The 17,646-nt window shown below is 70.7% G+C and carries 18 protein-coding genes and 1 tRNA gene; 6 read left to right on the plus strand and 13 right to left on the minus strand.

Going from position 1 to position 17,646, the window contains the following annotated elements; translation table 11 throughout:
• The first annotated feature begins 48 nt into the window (after window positions 1-48).
• On the plus strand, window positions 49-633 hold the full coding sequence (locus tag ASD93_RS07230; protein ID WP_056120749.1) for a 1-acyl-sn-glycerol-3-phosphate acyltransferase: 585 nt from the start codon (window positions 49-51) through the stop codon (window positions 631-633).
• Between the two features lie 22 nt (window positions 634-655).
• On the plus strand, window positions 656-1,261 hold the full coding sequence (gene rsmD, locus ASD93_RS07235; RefSeq protein ID WP_056120752.1) for a 16S rRNA (guanine(966)-N(2))-methyltransferase RsmD: 606 nt from the start codon (window positions 656-658) through the stop codon (window positions 1,259-1,261).
• Window position 1,262: 1 nt separating this feature from the next.
• On the opposite strand, the gene thiL is transcribed toward rsmD, so the two are convergent.
• A complete protein-coding gene (gene thiL, locus ASD93_RS07240) occupies window positions 1,263-2,252 on the minus strand; it encodes a thiamine-phosphate kinase (protein ID WP_056120755.1) in 990 nt (329 codons plus the stop codon).
• 56 nt (window positions 2,253-2,308) lie between these two features.
• Between thiL and ASD93_RS07245 the strand changes: the two genes are divergently transcribed.
• A complete protein-coding gene (locus ASD93_RS07245; protein WP_056120759.1) occupies window positions 2,309-2,791 on the plus strand; it encodes a DUF3515 family protein in 483 nt (160 codons plus the stop codon).
• Window positions 2,792-2,794: 3 nt separating this feature from the next.
• On the opposite strand, the gene ASD93_RS07250 is transcribed toward ASD93_RS07245, so the two are convergent.
• The 7 genes from ASD93_RS07250 to ASD93_RS07280 form a co-directional block, all read right to left on the minus strand.
• Entirely contained in the window at window positions 2,795-3,880 is a 1,086-nt protein-coding gene (locus tag ASD93_RS07250; RefSeq protein WP_056120762.1) for a D-alanine--D-alanine ligase family protein, read from the minus strand.
• Entirely contained in the window at window positions 3,780-4,916 is a 1,137-nt protein-coding gene (locus tag ASD93_RS07255) for an NAD(P)H-dependent glycerol-3-phosphate dehydrogenase (RefSeq protein ID WP_056120765.1), read from the minus strand. Before ASD93_RS07255 ends, ASD93_RS07250 begins: the two co-directional genes overlap by 101 nt.
• Entirely contained in the window at window positions 4,906-5,670 is a 765-nt protein-coding gene (locus ASD93_RS07260; protein ID WP_056120768.1) for a lysophospholipid acyltransferase family protein, read from the minus strand. The genes ASD93_RS07255 and ASD93_RS07260 overlap by 11 nt, the downstream gene beginning before the upstream one ends.
• 3 nt (window positions 5,671-5,673) lie before the next feature.
• A complete protein-coding gene (gene murA, locus ASD93_RS07265; protein WP_056120773.1) occupies window positions 5,674-7,044 on the minus strand; it encodes a UDP-N-acetylglucosamine 1-carboxyvinyltransferase in 1,371 nt (456 codons plus the stop codon).
• A gap of 73 nt (window positions 7,045-7,117) precedes the next feature.
• A complete protein-coding gene (gene leuD, locus ASD93_RS07270; RefSeq protein ID WP_056120775.1) occupies window positions 7,118-7,714 on the minus strand; it encodes a 3-isopropylmalate dehydratase small subunit in 597 nt (198 codons plus the stop codon).
• 1 nt (window position 7,715) lies between these two features.
• Entirely contained in the window at window positions 7,716-9,194 is a 1,479-nt protein-coding gene (gene leuC / locus ASD93_RS07275; protein ID WP_056120779.1) for a 3-isopropylmalate dehydratase large subunit, read from the minus strand.
• 206 nt (window positions 9,195-9,400) lie between these two features.
• A complete protein-coding gene (locus ASD93_RS07280; RefSeq protein ID WP_056120784.1) occupies window positions 9,401-10,528 on the minus strand; it encodes a TerC family protein in 1,128 nt (375 codons plus the stop codon).
• 282 nt (window positions 10,529-10,810) lie between these two features.
• Between ASD93_RS07280 and ASD93_RS07285 the strand changes: the two genes are divergently transcribed.
• Entirely contained in the window at window positions 10,811-11,365 is a 555-nt protein-coding gene (locus tag ASD93_RS07285; protein ID WP_056120785.1) for an RNA polymerase sigma factor, read from the plus strand.
• A complete protein-coding gene (locus ASD93_RS07290; protein WP_056120788.1) occupies window positions 11,362-12,528 on the plus strand; it encodes a DUF4349 domain-containing protein in 1,167 nt (388 codons plus the stop codon). The genes ASD93_RS07285 and ASD93_RS07290 overlap by 4 nt, the downstream gene beginning before the upstream one ends.
• A gap of 56 nt (window positions 12,529-12,584) precedes the next feature.
• On the opposite strand, the gene ASD93_RS07295 is transcribed toward ASD93_RS07290, so the two are convergent.
• Window positions 12,585-12,657: transfer RNA gene (locus ASD93_RS07295), tRNA-Glu, on the minus strand.
• Window positions 12,658-12,763: 106 nt separating this feature from the next.
• On the opposite strand from ASD93_RS07295, the gene ASD93_RS07300 reads away from it, so the two are divergent.
• Entirely contained in the window at window positions 12,764-13,402 is a 639-nt protein-coding gene (locus ASD93_RS07300) for an MBL fold metallo-hydrolase (protein ID WP_056120790.1), read from the plus strand.
• An 84-nt stretch (window positions 13,403-13,486) separates the two neighbouring features.
• On the opposite strand, the gene ASD93_RS07305 is transcribed toward ASD93_RS07300, so the two are convergent.
• The 4 genes from ASD93_RS07305 to ASD93_RS07320 all read right to left on the minus strand — a co-directional run bounded on the left by ASD93_RS07305 (window position 13,487) and on the right by ASD93_RS07320 (window position 17,645).
• The gene (locus ASD93_RS07305) at window positions 13,487-13,756 is read right to left on the minus strand and encodes an HPr family phosphocarrier protein (RefSeq protein WP_056120792.1); all 270 of its coding nucleotides are present in this window, start codon (window positions 13,754-13,756) and stop codon (window positions 13,487-13,489) included.
• Between the two features lie 63 nt (window positions 13,757-13,819).
• Complete coding sequence (locus tag ASD93_RS07310) at window positions 13,820-15,880, minus strand: fructose-specific PTS transporter subunit EIIC (RefSeq protein ID WP_056120794.1); 2,061 nt, start codon at window positions 15,878-15,880, stop codon at window positions 13,820-13,822.
• 32 nt (window positions 15,881-15,912) lie between these two features.
• A complete protein-coding gene (gene pfkB / locus ASD93_RS07315; protein WP_056120798.1) occupies window positions 15,913-16,869 on the minus strand; it encodes a 1-phosphofructokinase in 957 nt (318 codons plus the stop codon).
• Entirely contained in the window at window positions 16,866-17,645 is a 780-nt protein-coding gene (locus ASD93_RS07320; protein WP_056120801.1) for a DeoR/GlpR family DNA-binding transcription regulator, read from the minus strand. The genes pfkB and ASD93_RS07320 overlap by 4 nt, the downstream gene beginning before the upstream one ends.
• Between the last annotated feature and the right edge of the window lies 1 nt (window position 17,646).

Genomic DNA, 17,646 nt, shown 5'->3' on the forward strand with positions numbered 1-17,646 from the left:
CCCGCTCTCTCACGACGCGACCCAGGCCCGTGGCGTACGGTTGCTCGCATGCTCCGGCGATTCCTCTCGCGCGTCTACTGGGCCTGCAGTCGGTGGACTCTGAAGTCCGAGCCGGCGCCGGCCCGTCCCACCGTCCTTCTCGGCGTGCCCCACACCTCCAACTGGGACTTCGTCCTCATGCTCGGCATCGCGTGGCGCCTCGGCATCCCCGTGCGCTGGCTCGGCAAGTCGAGCCTGTTCCGCGGCTGGCGCGGGCCGATCATGCACCGGCTGGGAGGCATCCCTGTCGACCGCTCCGATCCCTCCCGCGTGGTCTCGGACGTCGTCGAGCGCATGCGCGCGGGCGAGTCGTTCGGACTCGTCGTGACGCCCGAGGGCACACGCGGAGCCGGTGCCTACTGGAAGTCCGGCTTCTATCGCATCGCCCGCGAGGCGGGCCTGGGCGTCACGCTCGGCTACGTCGACCGCACCACGATGACCACCGGCCTCGGCCCGACGATCGAGCTGACCGGCGATGTCTCCGCCGACATGGACGTCATCCGTGCGTTCTACGCCGACAAGTCGGGCCTGCGCCCGGAGCGGCGCACCGAACCCCGCCTCCGCGAAGAGAACCCTTCGTCGATCGCTCCCTGAAGCGCCCGGCTATCGTGGGCGTGTGACCCGCATCATCGCCGGCCGGGCCGGCTCGCTCACCCTTGAGGTGCCCGATGCGGGCACGAGACCCACGAGCGACCGTGTGCGCGAGTCCCTGTTCGGCGCACTGGAATCAGCCGACGCGCTCCGAGGTGCCGCTGTACTCGACCTGTACGCCGGCTCGGGAGCGCTGGCGCTCGAGGCGGTCAGTCGCGGAGCGGCACGCGCCGATCTCGTCGAGCAGGCGTCGCGGGCGGCATCCGTCATCCAGCGCAACGCCGCGAAGGTGAGCAAGGCGATCGCACGCGATGCCCCGATCACGGTCCATCGTTCGTCGGTGTCGGCGTACCTGCAGGTCCCGCGCGGACCCTTCGACGTGGTCTTCATCGACCCGCCCTACGAACTCCCCGAAGCCGAGCTCACCACGGCACTCGAACTCGTGGCGTCCTCGCTCCGACCGGGCGCGATCGTCGTCGTCGAGCGCGCATCGCGCTCCCCCGAGCCCACGCTGCCCGCCGAGCTCGTCGCCGACCGCTCCAAGAAGTACGGCGACACCACGCTGTGGTGGTCGTCCGCCGCCACGGACGAGGGCCAGAACGAGGACGAAGACGAAGCCGAGGACGCCTGAGTCAGCCGGTGCCGGCGTCCCAATCGCGGTAGGGGTCCCAGCCGCCGCGGCCGTCGTGCGGGCGGCCGTCGACGAGCACGGGGTGCGCTCCGCGCTCCACCACCCGCCCGATCCGGCGGAAGCCCTCGGGGAGGTCGGCGGGGAACGTCGCGAGCAGCGCGTGATCCTCCCCGCCCGTCAGCGCCGATGCGGGATCCGGCCCGAGGCTCGCCGAGTCGATGGCGACGCAGACCCCGGATGCCGCGGCCAGCCGGGACGCATCGAGCACGAGACCGTCCGAGACATCCATCATCGCCGTCGCACCGGCGTCGGCCGCGACGGGCCCGAGCGCGAGCGGTGGCGACGGGCGCAGCTGCACGGCGAGATCGGCGAGCTCGGTGGGATCGAGAAGGGATTCGTCGACGGGCACCGGCGCGCCCGCGGCATCCGTGAATCGAGAGAACAGGATGCCCAGACCCCGCGCCGCGCGGCCCAGGTCCCCGGCGACGGCGACGACATCGCCCGGCCGGGCGCCGGAGCGCCGCACGGCGGGACGGCCCTCGAGCGACCCCAGCGCGGTCACGGCGATCGTGAGCGTGTCCGACACGGTGAGGTCTCCGCCCTCGACCGCGCAACCCGGTGCCAATGCGTCGCATGCCGCACGCAGTCCGGCGGCGAGTCCCTCCACAAACGACAGGCGGGTCGCCTCGGGCATCGCCAGCGCGACGAGCAGCGCCGTCGGGCGCGCGCCCATCGCCGCCACGTCGGCGAGGTTCACGGCGGCCCCCTTCCAGCCGAGATCGAACGCGCTCGACCAGGCCAGCCGGAAGTCCGGACCGTGCACGAGCGTGTCCACCGTCGCGACCACGCGTCCGTCGGGCGCGGCCAGCACCGCTGCGTCGTCGCCGGGACCCACCTCGGCGCGCGAAGCCGCGAGCTGCTCGAGGATCCGCCGCAGGATCGCCCCTTCGGAGAGGTCGGCGATCACGGGATCCGGATGCTGCGCGCTCACGGGTCCACGCTACCGCCGCGAGGTCGACGCACCGTCGCGCGGGTTAGCCTGGAGGGGTGCCCCGACCGACCCGCGCCGCCCTCGCGGCCCTCGCCCTCGTCGCCGCGATCGGCATGACCGGATGCTCCAGCACCGTGTCGATGGACCCGGCGGCCGACGCGAACGACCCGGCCTGCGCCGACGTGACCTCCCTGCTCCCCGGCAACCTGGCCGGAGAGTCGCGGCGCTGGACCGATGCGCAGGCGACGGGAGCCTGGGGAGACCCGGCCGCCGTGCTCTTCACGTGCGGGGTCGAGCCGATCGGGCCGACGACTCTTCCCTGTCAGACGGTGAACGGCGTGGACTGGGTCATCGACGAGTCCGATGCGCCGAAGTATCGCGTCACCAGCTACGGCCGCGTGCCGGCGGTCGAGGTCTACCTCGACAACGACGTCGTCTCGAGCGCCGACGTGCTCGACGGCATCTCGCTGCTCGTGTCGCGGCTGCCGACCGACGGCGCGACGTGCCTCGCCCGCGAGGACGCCGACACCTCGGACTGACCTCTAGACGCGCTCGAGCGCCGTGTCGATGAGCTCCGCGATCAGATCGGGATACGACAGGCCGGACGCGATCCAGCACTTCGGGAACATCGAGATCGGGGTGAACCCCGGCATCGTGTTGAGCTCGTTGACGTAGAGCCCGTCCGTCGTGAGGAAGAAGTCCACCCGCGCGAGGCCACGGCCGTCCACGGCGTCGAACGCGCGCACGCCGAGCTCCTGGATCTGCGCGATCTCGGCATCCGTCAGGTCCGCCGGGCACACGACGTCCGCGCCGTCGCCGCCCAGGTACTTGCCTTCGAAGTCGTAGAACTCGCGGGTCGTGAGCACGATCTCACCGGGCAGCGACGCGCGCGACGGACCGCCGTCGCGCCCCTCGAGGATCGCCACCTCCACCTCGCGGCCGACGATCGCCGACTCGATGAGCACCTTGTCGTCCTCGGCGAACGCGACCTCCAGCGCGGCCGCGAACTCGGACGCGTCATGCACCTTCGAGACCCCGACGCTGGATCCGGCCCGCGCGGGCTTGACGAAGGTGGGCTCTCCCAGGGCCGTGGCATCCGCCCGCACGCCGTCCGGGTCGCTCTCCCAGCGCCGCCGCGTCACCGTCACCCACGGAGCGACCGGTACGCCGGCGGACTCGAGCACGATCTTCATGAAGTGCTTGTCCATGCACAGCGCCGAGTCCAGCACACCGCCGCCCGCATACGGGATCTCGAGCGTGTCGAAGAAGCCCTGGATCGTGCCGTCCTCGCCGTGCACACCGTGCAGGATCGGCAGGACGACGTCCAGCGTGCCCAGCTCGTCGACCGTGCCGTCGGCGCGGCGCACACGCAGTTCGCGGTCGCCGACCTCGGGCCAGAGCACGCGCGTGCCGTTGTCGAGGACCTCGGGCAGACGCTCGGCGTCGAGGGCGAACTTGTCGGGATCGTCGTCCTCGAGCACGAAGACGCCGTCACGGGTGATGCCGACCGGGATCACCCGATAGCGATCACGGTCGATCGCCCGCAGCACCCCGCCCGCCGTCGCGGAACTGATCGAGTGCTCGCTGGATCGACCGCCAAAGAGCACCGCCACCGCCGGCCTGTCCATTCTGCGTCCTCTCGCCCTTCGGAGTGTCGTCGTCTGTCGTGAGATGCGGCGCGATGTCGCGCGGGTTCATGGTTCCGTCGAGCACCATCTTCACCTGCTCGACGATCGGCATGTCGACGCCGACCTCGCGAGCGAGCTGAAGAATGGGGGCGACCGAGGCCAGCCCCTCCGCCGTCTGGTTCATCTGCTTGACGACGTCGTCGAAGCGATAGCCCTGGCCGAGGAGGCGTCCGGCGGTGTTGTTGCGGCTGAGCGGCGACTGGCACGTCGCGATGAGGTCGCCCAGGCCCGCCAGACCCTGCAGCGTCTCGGGCTGAGCGCCGAAGGCGACCGCGAAGTCCGTCATCTCGACGAGGCCTCGGGTGATGATGGACGCCTTCGTGTTCTCGCCGTAGCCGACGCCGTCGACGATGCCGATGGCGACCGCGATGAGGTTCTTCAGGACGCCGCCGAACTCGGTGCCGATGACGTCGGTGTTGACGAACGTGCGGAAGTAGTCGTTGCGCGCTCGGCGCGCCACCGCGTCGGCGGTCTCCTGACTCGTGGACGAGATCACGGCGGCCGTCGGCTGCTCGCGGGCGATCTCCAGTGCGAGGTTCGGCCCGGACGCGACGGCGATGCGGGCCGGGTCGCAGTGGAGCTCCTGCTCGATGACCTGGCTCATGCGCAGCCCGGTGCGGCGCTCGACGCCCTTCATGAGCGACACGATCGGCACATCGCTGCGCGCGACGAGCGGACGCACGGCTTTGAGGTTCTGACGCACGGCCTGGCTCGGGATCGACAGGTACACCTGCTCCGCGCCCTCGAGCGCCTCGGAGAGGTGATGCGTCGCGGACATGCTGCGCGGCAGGTTGATGCCCGGGAGGTACTCGCTGTTGCGCTTGGCCTCGTGGATCTCGCTGGCAAGCTCGGCACGGCGCGCCCACATGGTCACGTTGGCGCCGCCGTCGGCGAGGATCTTCCCGAACGTGGTTCCCCAACTGCCCGCGCCGATGACGGCGACGCGCGGGCGAGCGGCATCCTGTCTACGACTCAAGGCGACCCGTCTCCTTCTGGCCGTGGTCGGACGGGTTCCAGCGCTCGGCCGGCGCAGGCTCGCCCCGCAGCTCCGACAGGAGGCCGGAGACGTCGGCCATCACGATATCGGTCGCGGCGATCAGTGCGGAGGGCTGCGACTCGTTCTGCGCGAACGCGGAGAGGTCGACCGGGTCGCCCACGATGACGCTCACACGGCGGCGGAGGGGCCAGAGCTTGAGCTTCCCGTACCGCGGGAGCACCTGCTGGGCACCCCACTGCGCCATCGGGATGAGCGGGATGCCGCCCGCGAGCGCGAGCCGGACCGCTCCGGTCTTGCCCCGCATCGGCCACAGGTCGGGCTCGCGGGTGAGCGAGCCCTCGGGATAGACGATCACGCCGCGTCCGTGACGCACGAGGGTCTCGGACGCCTCGAGCGTCGCACGTGCGGCTGTCGCCGAGGTGGAGCGCGAGACCGGCACCATGCCGGTCACCCGCAGCACCCAGCCGAGCACCGGCACGCGGAACAGGCTCTCCTTCGCCATGAAACGGGGCGCGCGGCCCAGTCGCCACACCGCGAGGGCCACCACGATGGGATCGATCTCGCTCGCATGATTCGGGGCGAGAACATACGCGCCCTCGCGCGGGAGCTTGTGCCCGTCGCGGATCTCGAGCTTGAAGAGGAGGCTCGCCAAGGGAACCACGATCGCGGCGAGCGGCCAGAAGATGCTGGGCCGCGACTTCTCCTTCGAAGCACGCAGTCGGTCGGTCGCCACGGGTCAGCCGATGACGTCGAAGTCGGCGCCGAGCGTGTCGAGCTTGGTGAGGAACTTCTCGTAGCCGCGCCGGATGATGCCGACGTTTCGCACGGTCGACTCCCCCTGGGCCGCCAAGGCCGCGATGACGTAGCTGTAGCCGCCGCGCAGGTCGGGCACTTCGACATCGGCGGAGTGCAGCGGAGTCGGGCCCGTGATGACGGCGGCCTGCTCGAGCGCGCGCCGGGGGACGCGGCGGTCCGACGCCTCGATGCCGTGCGGGTGCACGACGATGTCGGCGCCCATCTGGTTGAGCGCGCTGGTGAATCCGAGGCGGTTCTCGTACACGGTCTCGTGCACGGTGGAACGGCCCTCGGCCTGCGTGAGGGCGACGATGAGCGGCTGCTGCCAGTCGGTCATGAAGCCGGGGTGCACGTCCGTCTCGACGACGACCGGCTTGAGCGGGCCGCCGCGACGGAACTGGATGCCGTCCTCATGCACGTCGAACCAGCCGCCCGCCTTGCGGAAGACGTTGAGGAAAGTCAGCATCTCCTGCTGCTTCGCGCCGCCGACGAAGATGTCGCCGTCGGTCGCGAGAGCCGCGCACGCCCACGACGCCGCCTCGTTCCGGTCGAAGATCGCGCGGTGGTCGTAGCCGCGCAGCTCGTCGACGCCCTCGATGAGGATGACGCGATTGGGCTCGTACGAGATGATCGCGCCCATCTTCTGCAGCACCGCGATGAGGTCCATGATCTCGGGCTCGATCGCCGCGTTGCGCAGCTCGGTCGTGCCCCTGGCCTTGACCGCCGTCAGCAGCACCTGCTCGGTGGCGCCCACGCTCGGGTACGGCAGGTCGATGTTCGCACCGTGGAGCCCGTCGGGCGCCGTGATGCGGATGCCCTCGTAGCTCTTGTCGACGATCGCGCCGAACGCGCGCAGCGCGTCCATGTGGAAGTTGATCGGGCGGTCGCCGATCCGGCAGCCGCCGAGGTCGGGGATCAGCGCCTCGCCGAGGAGGTGCAGAAGTGGGCCGCAGAACAGGATCGGGATGCGCGATGCGCCGGCATGGGCGTCGATCTCCTCGAAGTGCGCCGAGACGGCGCCGCTCGGGTCGAGGTGGATCGTGCCTTCCTCGTCGCCGTCGATGACGCGCACGCCGTGCACCTCGAGGAGCGAGCGGACGACCTGCACATCGCTGATGTCGGGTACGTCGCGCAGCGTGCTCGTGGTCTCACCCAGCAGCGCCGCCACCATCGCCTTCGTGACGAGGTTCTTCGCACCCTTGACCTCGACCCGGCCCGTCAGCGGACGACCGCCGCGGATGGCGAGCACTTCGCCGGCTGGCTCCTTCTCTGCTGCCTGGGTGCTCGGCGTAACGCTGAGAGCGGACTTCATCCGGTGGACCTCACTTGTGTCTTCGAGGGGCGGCAGGGGCGGATCGAATGCCCGGGTGGGGCGTCGTCCTGGCTTACGGAACGGGAAGCGTCCGCGGCCGCCATGCCTCGCGGCGAGCCTCGAACTGCGCGATCTTGTCTTCGTTGCGCAGCGTGAGCCCGATGTCGTCGAGCCCTTCGAGAAGCCGCCACCTAGTGTAATCGTCGATGTCGAAAGCGACCTCGAGATCTCCGATCGTCGCACGTCGCGCCTCGAGATCGACGGTCATCCGGATGCCGGGATCGGCCTCGACGGCCGCCCAGATCGCCTCGAGATCGGCTTCGGCGATAACGCCGGTGACCAGTCCCTGCTTGCCCGCGTTGCCACGGAAGATGTCGGCGAACCGGGGGCTGAGCACGACCTGGAATCCGAAGTCCCGCAGCGCCCACACCGCGTGCTCGCGGCTGGAGCCGGTCCCGAAGTCGGGGCCGGCGACGAGGATGCTCGCACCGCTGTATGCGGGCTGATTCAGGACGAAGTCGGGGTCCTGACGCCAGGTGGCGAACAGCGCGTCCTCGAATCCGGTCTTGGTCACCCGCTTGAGGTAGACCGCGGGGATGATCTGGTCGGTGTCGACGGCCGAGCGCTTGAGCGGTGCGACGATCCCGGTGTGCGTGGCGAATTTCTCCATGTCAGGCCTCCGCTCCCGCGCCGACCGGCGCATCTGCCGCGACCGGTTCGAGGTCGCCGGGGCTGGAAAGGGTTCCGCGCACCGCGGTCGCGGCCGCGACGAGCGGCGACACGAGGTGCGTGCGCCCGCCCTTGCCCTGGCGTCCTTCGAAGTTGCGGTTGCTCGTGGACGCGCAGCGCTCCCCCGGGGCCAGCTGGTCGGGGTTCATGCCCAGGCACATCGAGCAGCCGGCGAACCGCCACTCGGCGCCGAACTCGATGAACACCTTGTCCAGACCCTCGGCCTCGGCCTCCAGCCGCACGCGGGCGGAACCCGGGACGACCATCACCCGCACACCCTCGGCCTTCGTGCGGCCTTTGATGACCGATGCGAACGCGCGCAGGTCCTCGATGCGGCTGTTGGTGCACGACCCCATGAAGACCGCGTCGACGGGAACGGCCTTGAGCGGCGTGCCCGGCTGCAGATCCATGTACTCGATCGCGCGCTCGGCGGCGGCCCGCTCGTTGGCGTCGGCGATCTCGGACGGCGTGGGCACGACGCCCGAGAGCGACACGCCCTGTCCGGGGTTGGTGCCCCAGGTCACGAACGGCTCGAGCTCGTTCGCGTCGAGGAAGACCTCGGCGTCGTAGACCGCGCCCTCGTCGCTGGGCAGGGTGCGCCAGTAGGCGACGGCATCCTCCCAGTCCTGGCCCGTGGGGGCATGATCGCGGCCCTCGACGTAGGCGAAGGTCGTCTCGTCGGGGGCGACCATTCCGGCGCGTGCGCCCGCCTCGATCGACATGTTGCAGATCGTCATGCGACCCTCCATCGAGAGGGCGCGGATGGCGCTTCCGCGGAACTCCAGGACGTAGCCCTGCCCGCCGTTGGCACCGATCTTCGCGATGATCGCGAGCACGATGTCCTTGGCCGTGACACCGGGCCTGAGGTCGCCCTCGACGGTGATCGCCATGGTCTTGAACGGCTTCAGCGGAAGCGTCTGCGTGGCCAGCACGTGCTCGACCTCGCTCGTCCCGATCCCGAAGGCCATCGCCCCGAAGGCGCCATGAGTCGAGGTGTGGCTGTCGCCGCACACCACGGTGATGCCCGGCATCGTGAGGCCCAGCTGCGGGCCGACGACATGGACGATCCCCTGCTCCTTGTCGCCGAGCGAGTGCAGGCGAACGCCGAACTCCGCGGCGTTGCGGCGCAGGGTCTCGATCTGGGTGCGGCTGGTCAGGTCGGCGATCGGCTTGTCGATGTCGAGCGTGGGGGTGTTGTGATCCTCCGTGGCGATCGAGAGATCGAGACGGCGGACGGGGCGACCCTCGGCGCGCAGGCCGTCGAACGCCTGCGGGCTGGTCACCTCGTGCAGGAGGTGGAGGTCGATGTAGATGAGGTCGGGCTGGCCGTCCTCGCCCTTGACGACGAGGTGGTCGTCCCACACCTTCTCGGCGAGGGTGCGCGGACGATCGGGGATGACGGAGGCGTCGGAAGTGCTCATGTGTCTGTTCTCCTCGGGGGGACTCTGCCCTGGGGGATGGGGCCCGCGACGAACTCCGCGACGAGGGAGGCCTGAGACTAGGACTCGTCGCGGCCGCTAAGGAGAAGGCGAGCGATCCGCACGTCGCCAGGCTACCACCGGCTGGACGCGACTCGGGCCCCGCTCGAGTCGTGCGACCCGGCGGGGGCCCGAGGTGCCAGGTGCGCTCAGCGGTGTTCGTCGCCCTGCGGGGTGTCGCCCGTGGGGAGCGTGCCCTTCTCCTCCGCGACGATCGTCGCCGCGCGGGCGGCCGCCTCGGTGCCCGCAGGAGCCTCCACGGCGGCGACGGCGGCCGCGGCATCCGTCTCTCCGGCGCGCTTGTCCTTCGCGGACGCGATGAGGCTCGCGATCGTCGCGACGGCCATCGACACGATGATGACGCCGAGCGACATCCACGTCGAGATCTCGGGCGCCCACTCGATCGGCTCCCCGCCGTTGATGAACGGCAGCTCGTTGACGTGCATCGCGTGGAAGACGAGCTTGACGCCGATGAAGGCGAGGATGAACGCGATGCCGTAGTGCAGGTAGCGCAGCCGGTCGAGCAGGTCGCCGAGCAGGAAGTACAGCTGGCGCAGTCCCATGAGGGCGAAGATGTTCGCCGTGAACACGATGAACGGACTCGTGGTGATGCCGAAGATGGCCGGGATCGAGTCGATCGCGAAGAGCAGGTCGGTGACGCCGATCGCCGCGAAGACGATGATCATCGGCGTCCAGAGCTTCTTGCCGTCGACGACGGTGCGAAGCTTCGCGCCGTCGTAGTGGTCGCTGATGTCGATGAAGCGGCGCAGCATCCGCACCACGAAGTTCTCCTGCTTGACGTCCTCGTCGTGGTCGCCGCCGGGGAACGCCTGCCGCCACGCCGTCCACACCAGGAACGCACCGAAGATGTAGAACACCCAGCTGAACTGCTCGATGATCGCGGCGCCGGCGAGGATGAAGAGCCCGCGCAGCACGAGGGCGATGATGATGCCCACCATCAGCACCTCCTGCTGATAGCGGCGCGGCACGGCGAACTGGCTCATGATCAGGACGAAGACGAAGAGGTTGTCGATCGACAGGCTGTACTCGGTGAGCCAGCCCGCGACGAACTGGCCCGCGTACTCGGGGCCGGCGAACACCCACATCAGCCCGGCGAAGATCAGGGCGAGGGTGACGTAGAAGACCACCCAGAGAGTCGACTCCCGGGTGGACGGGATGTGCGGACGCTTCAGGATGAGCAGGAGGTCGGCCAAGAGGATGAGCGTCAGGATCACGAGGGATCCGATTTCGAACCACAGGGGAAGCTCGAGGTCCATGGAGGGCCTTTCGAAGATGCAGGTGGGGGTCGACGGACGTCGAGAGTCTCTCCCCACGGCCTTCCGGCCGCGTCGCGCACCCGGGGTCGCACTGTCGGGACCCGTGATGACGGATGCGCGCTGTCGGGATACTCCCCCTCGCCCGACCAGGATACAGGCCGGCGGATGCCGCAGCCGCCGAACTGAGACGATCCGGCCCTCGGCGACACTCATACCGTGAGAGACAATGGGGCTCCGCGACGACGCCTCACCGGGGGCGCCGGCGCGGGCCGGAGGACGGGAATGCAGGAGACCGAGCGGGACGACGCCGCGCTCGTGGCGCAGGCGGCGAGCGGGAGCGAACATGCCTTCCGCACGCTGTACCGCGCTTATGTGCGCCCCGTCTACTGGCTCGCACACGGACTGGTGGGGAACGCGGCGGACGCCGAGGACGTGACGCAGGAGACCTTCCTGGTCGCGTGGCGGAAGCTTGCCGGGCTCGAGCTGGCAGGCGACTCCCTGCTGCCGTGGCTCGCGACCGTGTGCCGGTTCCAGGCGGCCAACCGCATCCGCCGGCAGAAGCGCGACCGCGAGCACACCGCGGCCGCCGCCGACGACACCCTCCCCGCCACGGTCGATGTCGAGGAGCAGGTGATCGGAGCCGACCTGGCCGACCGCATCCTGCAGGAGGTCGCGGGGCTCAGCCCCCTCGACCGCGACATCTTCCGGCTCTGCGCCGCCGAGGGGTACGCCTACCAGGCCGCCGCCGACGAGCTCGGCGTCGCGCACGGGGTCGTCCGCAATCGTCTCTCCCGCATCCGCACGCGACTGCGGACCGTTGTGAAGGAGAGCACATGAGCACCCAGCAGCCCACGGGCGCGCCGCCGGAGCTTCCCGAGCTCAGCGCACGGCGCATCGACGAGATCGAGCAGGAGCTGTTCGCCGACATCGCGCGCGAGCGCACGGCGAGCCGCACGCGCAGCGCACGACGCGGAAGGCTGTGGCTGGCCGGAGGCGCCGCGGCGGCCGTCATCGTCGTCGCCGCGATCATCGCGCCCCAGATCGTCCCGCTCGTCACTCCCGGCGGCGGAACCAGCGACTCCGCGATCGAACCCGGCATCGCCCCGGACGCCCCGGTCGACTCCGGCGCGGTCGACGGGGCCGACGGTGCCGTGACGTCCGAGGAGGACCTCGGCGGCGGCAAGGCCGACGAGAGCGGCGGCGCGACCTTCACGGAACCCGGCCAGGGCGAGCGCGAGATCATCACGACCGCCTCGGCCACCGTCGTCGTCGAGGACGTGACGGTCGCCGCCCGTACGGTCGGCAACTCCGCGATCGCGCACGGCGGGTACGTCGAGGCGATGAGCATCGGCACCGACGGCGAGTCGATGCCCGTCGACGCGGACACCGGGATCGCGTACGACACCGCCCCCTACCCGTACCCCGGCGGCGCGTGGATCACCGTGCGCGTGCCGTCGGAGGACCTCCCGGACGTGGTCGACGAGCTCTCCGACCTCGGCGCGGTCACCTCGTCGACGATCAACCGGCAGGACGTCACCGAGCAGACGGTCGATCTGCGCGCGCGCATCGAGGCGGCTGAGGCCTCCGTCGACCGGCTGCTCGAGCTCATGGCGGAGGCCACGACCACAGCGGACCTCCTCGCCGCCGAGGCGGCCCTGTCCGAGCGGCAGGCACTCCTGGAGTCCTACCAGCAGCAGCTGGAGAGCCTCGAGGGCCAGGTGGCGATGTCGTCGCTCACCGTGACGCTGACGCCCGTCGTCGAGACGGTCGAGGCCGATCCCGCGGGGTTCGCGGACGGCGTGCTCGCCGGCTGGAACGGACTCGTCGCCACGCTCAACGGCATCGTGATCGCGCTCGGCTTCCTGCTCCCCTGGCTCGCGGTCGCCGCCGTCGCCGGGCTGATCGTGTGGGCGATCGTGCGCTGGGTGCGCGGGCGACGCGACCGTCGGCGAGCGGATGCCGCGGCCGCGGCTCCGCAGGACGCCGTCGATTCCCCGTAACCGTCCGCCCGCGAAACGACAAGAGCCCGGTCGAAGACCGGGCTCTTTCGGTGTTGTGACCCCAGCGGGATTCGAACCCGCGTTACCGCCGTGAGAGGGCGGCGTACTAGGCCGCTATACGATGGGGCCGTTTTCGCAACCGTTCGATTATGCCACGCGCCGACCCCCTCTCCAAATCGACCCGGGAACGGCCTCGACGCTTGCCCGAGCGGCGGCGCACGAGTTGACTCGGGGCATGCGAGTGACCAAATTCGAGCACGCCACCCTGACCCTTCTCGAGGCCGGACGCACCCTCGTCATCGATCCGGGATCCCTGACCGCGCCGCTCGCCGACCTCGAGGGCGTCGTGGGCATCGTCCTCACCCACGAGCATCCCGACCACTGGACGCCGGAGCATCTGGACCGCCTGCTGAGGGCATTCCCCGGCACTCCGATCTACGCGCCGGAGGGCGTCGCGCGTGCGGCGGCCGGCTACGACGTGACCGTGGTCCGTCCCGGCGACACCGTCGAACTCGACCCGTTCCACCTGGAGTTCTTCGGCGGACAGCATGCCGTGATCCACGAGACGATCCCCGTGATCGACAACGTGGGCGTGCTCGTCAACGGCGACTTCTACTACCCGGGCGACTCGTACGCCGTCCCGAAGGGACGCGCGGTGCGCCTCCTCGCGGCGCCGGTGGGTGCACCGTGGCTGAAGATCGGCGACGCGATGGATTTCGTGCTCGCCGTCGCGCCGCGTCAGGCCTTCGGCACGCACGACATGACGCTCTCTCGCATCGGCAAGGACATGGGACGCGCGCGCCTGCGGTGGGCGACCGAGCAGGACGGCGGCGAATTCCTGCTGCTCGAGGCGGGCGAATCGACCGACCTCTGAGCCTCGCCCGCTCCGCCGGACAGACAGACGACGGATGCCGCGCGGCTTCGATCCGCGGCATCCGTCGTCCGTCTTGTCCGAGCGCTACTGCGCGTCGAGATCGGTCTCGAGCAGTTCGACGAGTTCGTCGAGGGCCTGCTCAGCGCCGTCCCCTTCGGCCTTGAGTGTCACGACCGTACCATGTGAGGCGCCGAGGCCCATGAGCGAGAGGATGCTGCCGGCATTGAGGTCGGGGCCTCCCTCGACGGCGATGGTCACCGGGATGCTCTTCTCCTGCACCGCCTGCACGAACAGCTTCGCGGGGCGGGCGTGCAGCCCGGAGCTGCTCGCGATGGTGGCCTGACGTTCTGCCATGGGATCGTTCCTTTCGTAGGACTGAGAGTCAGCTTCCCGCAAGAGCGAGGCGGACGCCAGCGATCACGCCGGAACCGCGACGGCGGGGATGTTCTCGGCGACCTGCAGCTCCTTCGGTGCGATGAACCGCTTGAACGCGACCACCAGGAAGCCCGAGACCAGCACTCCCGCGATCAGCGCCACGAGGAATCCCCAGACGGGGCTGATCGCGAACAGGACGAAGAGGCCGCCGTGCGGGGCGAGCGACTGCACGCCGAACAGCATGCTGAGCCCTCCCGTGACAGCTCCGCCGATCATCGAGGCGGGGATGACCCGGAGGGGGTCAGCGGCGGCGAACGGAATCGCGCCCTCGCTGATGAACGCCGCGCCCAGCAGCCACGCCGCGACGCCGTTCTCCCTCTCCACGGGAGTGAACAGGCGGCGTGCGAGCACGGTCGAGGCGAACGCCATCGCGAGCGGGGGCACCATGCCGGCGGTCATCACAGCCGCCATGATCAGGTACGGAGTGGGGTTCTCGGCGGAGGCCGCAGCGAGGCCCGCGACCGCGAAGGCGTACGCCACCTTGTTGACCGGGCCGCCCAGGTCGAAGCACATCATGAGGCCCAGGATCACGCCGACCACGATGATGCCGGAGGTGGTGGACATGTCGGTGAGCCACGTGTTCAGCCACTCCATGAGGCTGGCGATCGGGCGTCCGAGGAACAGGATCATGAGACCCGAGGCGACGATCGATGCCAGGAGCGGGATGATCACGACGGGCATGAGCCCGCGCAGCCAGCGCGGCGCGCTCAGGCGTGCGATCGCGAGCGCGGTGAAGCCCGCGAGCAGACCGCCCACGATGCCGCCGATGAAGCCGGCGTTCATGAGCACAGCCACGGCACCCGCGACGAAGCCGGGAGCGAGGCCCGGTCGATCGGCGATCGCGAAGGCGATGTAGCCCGCCAGCGCGGACACCAGGAAGCCCATGGATGTCACGCCGATCACGAACAGGACCGAGCCGAGGTACTGCCCGAGGCCGCCGGCGGGAAGATCCCACAGCGCGTTCTGCACGACGACGTCGAACGCCTGGTCGTCGGCGTTGACGTTCACCCCGCCCAGGAACGGCAGGAAGCTCAACGCGATGAGCAGGCCGCCGCCCGCGACGAACGGAATCATGTAGCTCACGCCCGTGAGGAGGATCCGCTGGATGCGTGCGCCCCACGAGAGGTTGTCGGTCGAGGCTGCGGCACCCGCCGTCGCCGTGGCGGTCACGCGGGCGGCGTTCGGGTTGCTCGCGGCGGCGACGGCCTCGGCGATGAGCTCCTTGGGCTGCTCGATGCCGCGCTTGACGCCGGAGCGCACGACGGGCTTGCCGGCGAATCGGCCGAGTTCACGCACATCGACGTCCGTGGCGAAGATGACGGCGTCGGCTGCCGCGATGACCTCCGGGGGCAGGGGCTTGTAGCCGCTCGATCCCTGGGGCTCGACGGTGAGCTCCACCCCGCTGACGACACCGGCCGCCGTGAGCGCGTCGGCTGCCATGAAGGTGTGTGCGATGCCGGTGGCGCACGAGGTGACCGCGACGATGCGCACGGGGTGGCCGTCGACGCGGGGCGCGTCGGCAGCCGGAGCTGCGGCCGTCGGGGCGGCGGCGGCTGCCGCGGCTGCGGGCGCCGGCGTCGCCGAGGCATCCCCCTCGCCGATCGCCGCGCGCACGATGGCGACGACCTCGTCGTCGGTCGCCGCGGCGCGCAGACCGCTCGTGAAGTCGTCCTGCATGAGGCTGCGGGCGAGCTTGGACAGGACCGCGAGGTGAGCCTCCGCCGCACCCTCGGGCGCGGCGATCAGAAACACCAGGTCTGCGGGGCCGTCGGGCGCTCCGAAGTCGACGCCCGGAGAGAGGCGGGCGAACGCGAGGGACGGCTGGGTCACCGCCGCGCTCTTCGCGTGCGGGATCGCGATGCCGCCCGGAAGTCCGGTCTCGTCCTTCTCCTCGCGCGCCCACGCGTCGGCGAAGAGCGCCTCGGCGTCGGTCGCGCGTCCCTGCGCGACCACGCGTGACGCGAGCGAGCGGATGACGGCTGCCTTGTCGGCGCCGAGACCGACGTCGAGACTGACGAGGTCTGGGGTGATGGTGTCGGACACGGTGACCTCCAGGGTCGAGGGTGATAGCAGGATCAGGCGGGGGTGGGTGCGCGGAACGTGACGGGCACGTCGCCCGTGGGAAGGTCGGCGGGGGCGGGTGCCTGGGTGCCGGGGAGGGATGCCGCAGCCGCCCCGTAGCGGACCGCGCCGCGCAGTCGCTCCTCGGGCTCGGCGCCGGACTCGTCGGCGAGCAGGTAGCCCGCGAGCGAGCTGTCCCCCGCGCCGACGGTGCTGACGACGCGGACCGCGGGCGGAAGCGCGGCCCACGCTCCGTCGGCGGTGACGAGCACGGCTCCCTCGGCGCCGAGTGTGACGAGCGCGGCGGCGACCCGTGCGGGGACCAGCGAACGCGCGAGCGCCGTGACGGCCTCGGCGAGATCTCCCTCGGCGAGCGTGGTGCCGGCGAGCTCGCCGAGCTCGTCGTCGTTCGGCTTGATCAGGTCGGGGCGTCCGCGCGCCACCACCGCCGCCAGCGCCGCACCGGAGGTGTCGACCGCGATGAGCGGCGCCGCGTCCCCGCACGCCGAGCGGACGGCTTCGATCACGCGCACGTAGAAATCGTCCGGGGCGCCCGGCGGAAGCGAGCCGGCCAGGACGAGCCACCGGGCGCCGCGGGCCGCCTCGACGACCGCGGCGACGACGTCCGCGGCATCCGCCGGAGTCAACCGCGCTCCCGGGAGGTTGAGCTTCGTGGTGACACCGGCCGGATCGGTGATCGTGACGTTGGCCCGCGCGTGCCCCTGCACCGGCACCACGCGCGTGGCGATGCCGGCGGTGGCGAGGGCGGACTCGAACGGATCGCCCGCGGCGAGCGGCAGCACCGCCACCGTCTCGACGCCCGCGGTCGCGACCACGCGGGAGACGTTGATGCCCTTGCCACCGGCATCCTCGCGGGCGCTCGTCGCCGCCTGCACGTCCCCCGGGCGCAGGGGTCCCTCGAGCGTGATGGTCCGGTCGAGCGACGGGTGGGCTGTCAGGGTCACGATCATGCGATCCACACCTCCACGTCGGCGTCGGCAAGCGCCGCGGCGAGTTCCGGACCGGGGGTGGCGTCGGTGACCAGCACGTCGATCGCCGACAGCGGAGCGAAGCCCACGAGGAGCTCCCGGTCGTGCTTCTCGGCGTCGGCGACGACCACGACCCGCCGCGCCGAGGTCACGATCGCGCGCTTCACAGCGGCCTCGTCGGGGTCGGGGGTGCTCAGCCCGAAGCCGGCCGAGACGCCGTTGGTGCCGACGAACGCGACATCCGCTCGCATTCCCTCGATGGCGCGGACCGTGTCGGCTCCGACGGCAGCGGCGGTGAGCCCGCGTACTCGTCCGCCGATGAGGGTCAACGCAGCGTTGGGGACGGACGCGAGCGCGTGAGCCAGGGTGAGCGCATGCGTGACGACCTCGATCCCGCCCGCGCCCAGGCGGGGCGAGAGCGCGGTGGCGACCGCGGCGGTCGTCGTGCCGGCGTCGAGGAACACCGACCCGCGGAAGTCGTCACCGAGGGCGTCGAGCGCCCGGTCGCCGATCGCCGACTTCGCGGCGCTGTGACGCTGGAGTCGCTCGGTGAGCGGCCGTTCGGACGTGCTCGCGCGCTCGGTCTTCACCGCTCCGCCGTGCACGCGGCGCAGGGCTCCGCTCAGCTCGAGCTGGGCGAGATCGCGCCGGACGGTCTCGGTCGTGACCTCGAACCTGTCGGCGAGTTCGACGACGCTCACACGGCCGTCGGTGGCGAGCTGTCGCTCGATCGCCTCCTGGCGCTCCATTGCGTACACG

Source organism: Microbacterium sp. Root180 (assembly GCF_001428485.1).
In the GTDB taxonomy this organism is placed as follows: Bacteria; Actinomycetota; Actinomycetes; order Actinomycetales; family Microbacteriaceae; genus Microbacterium.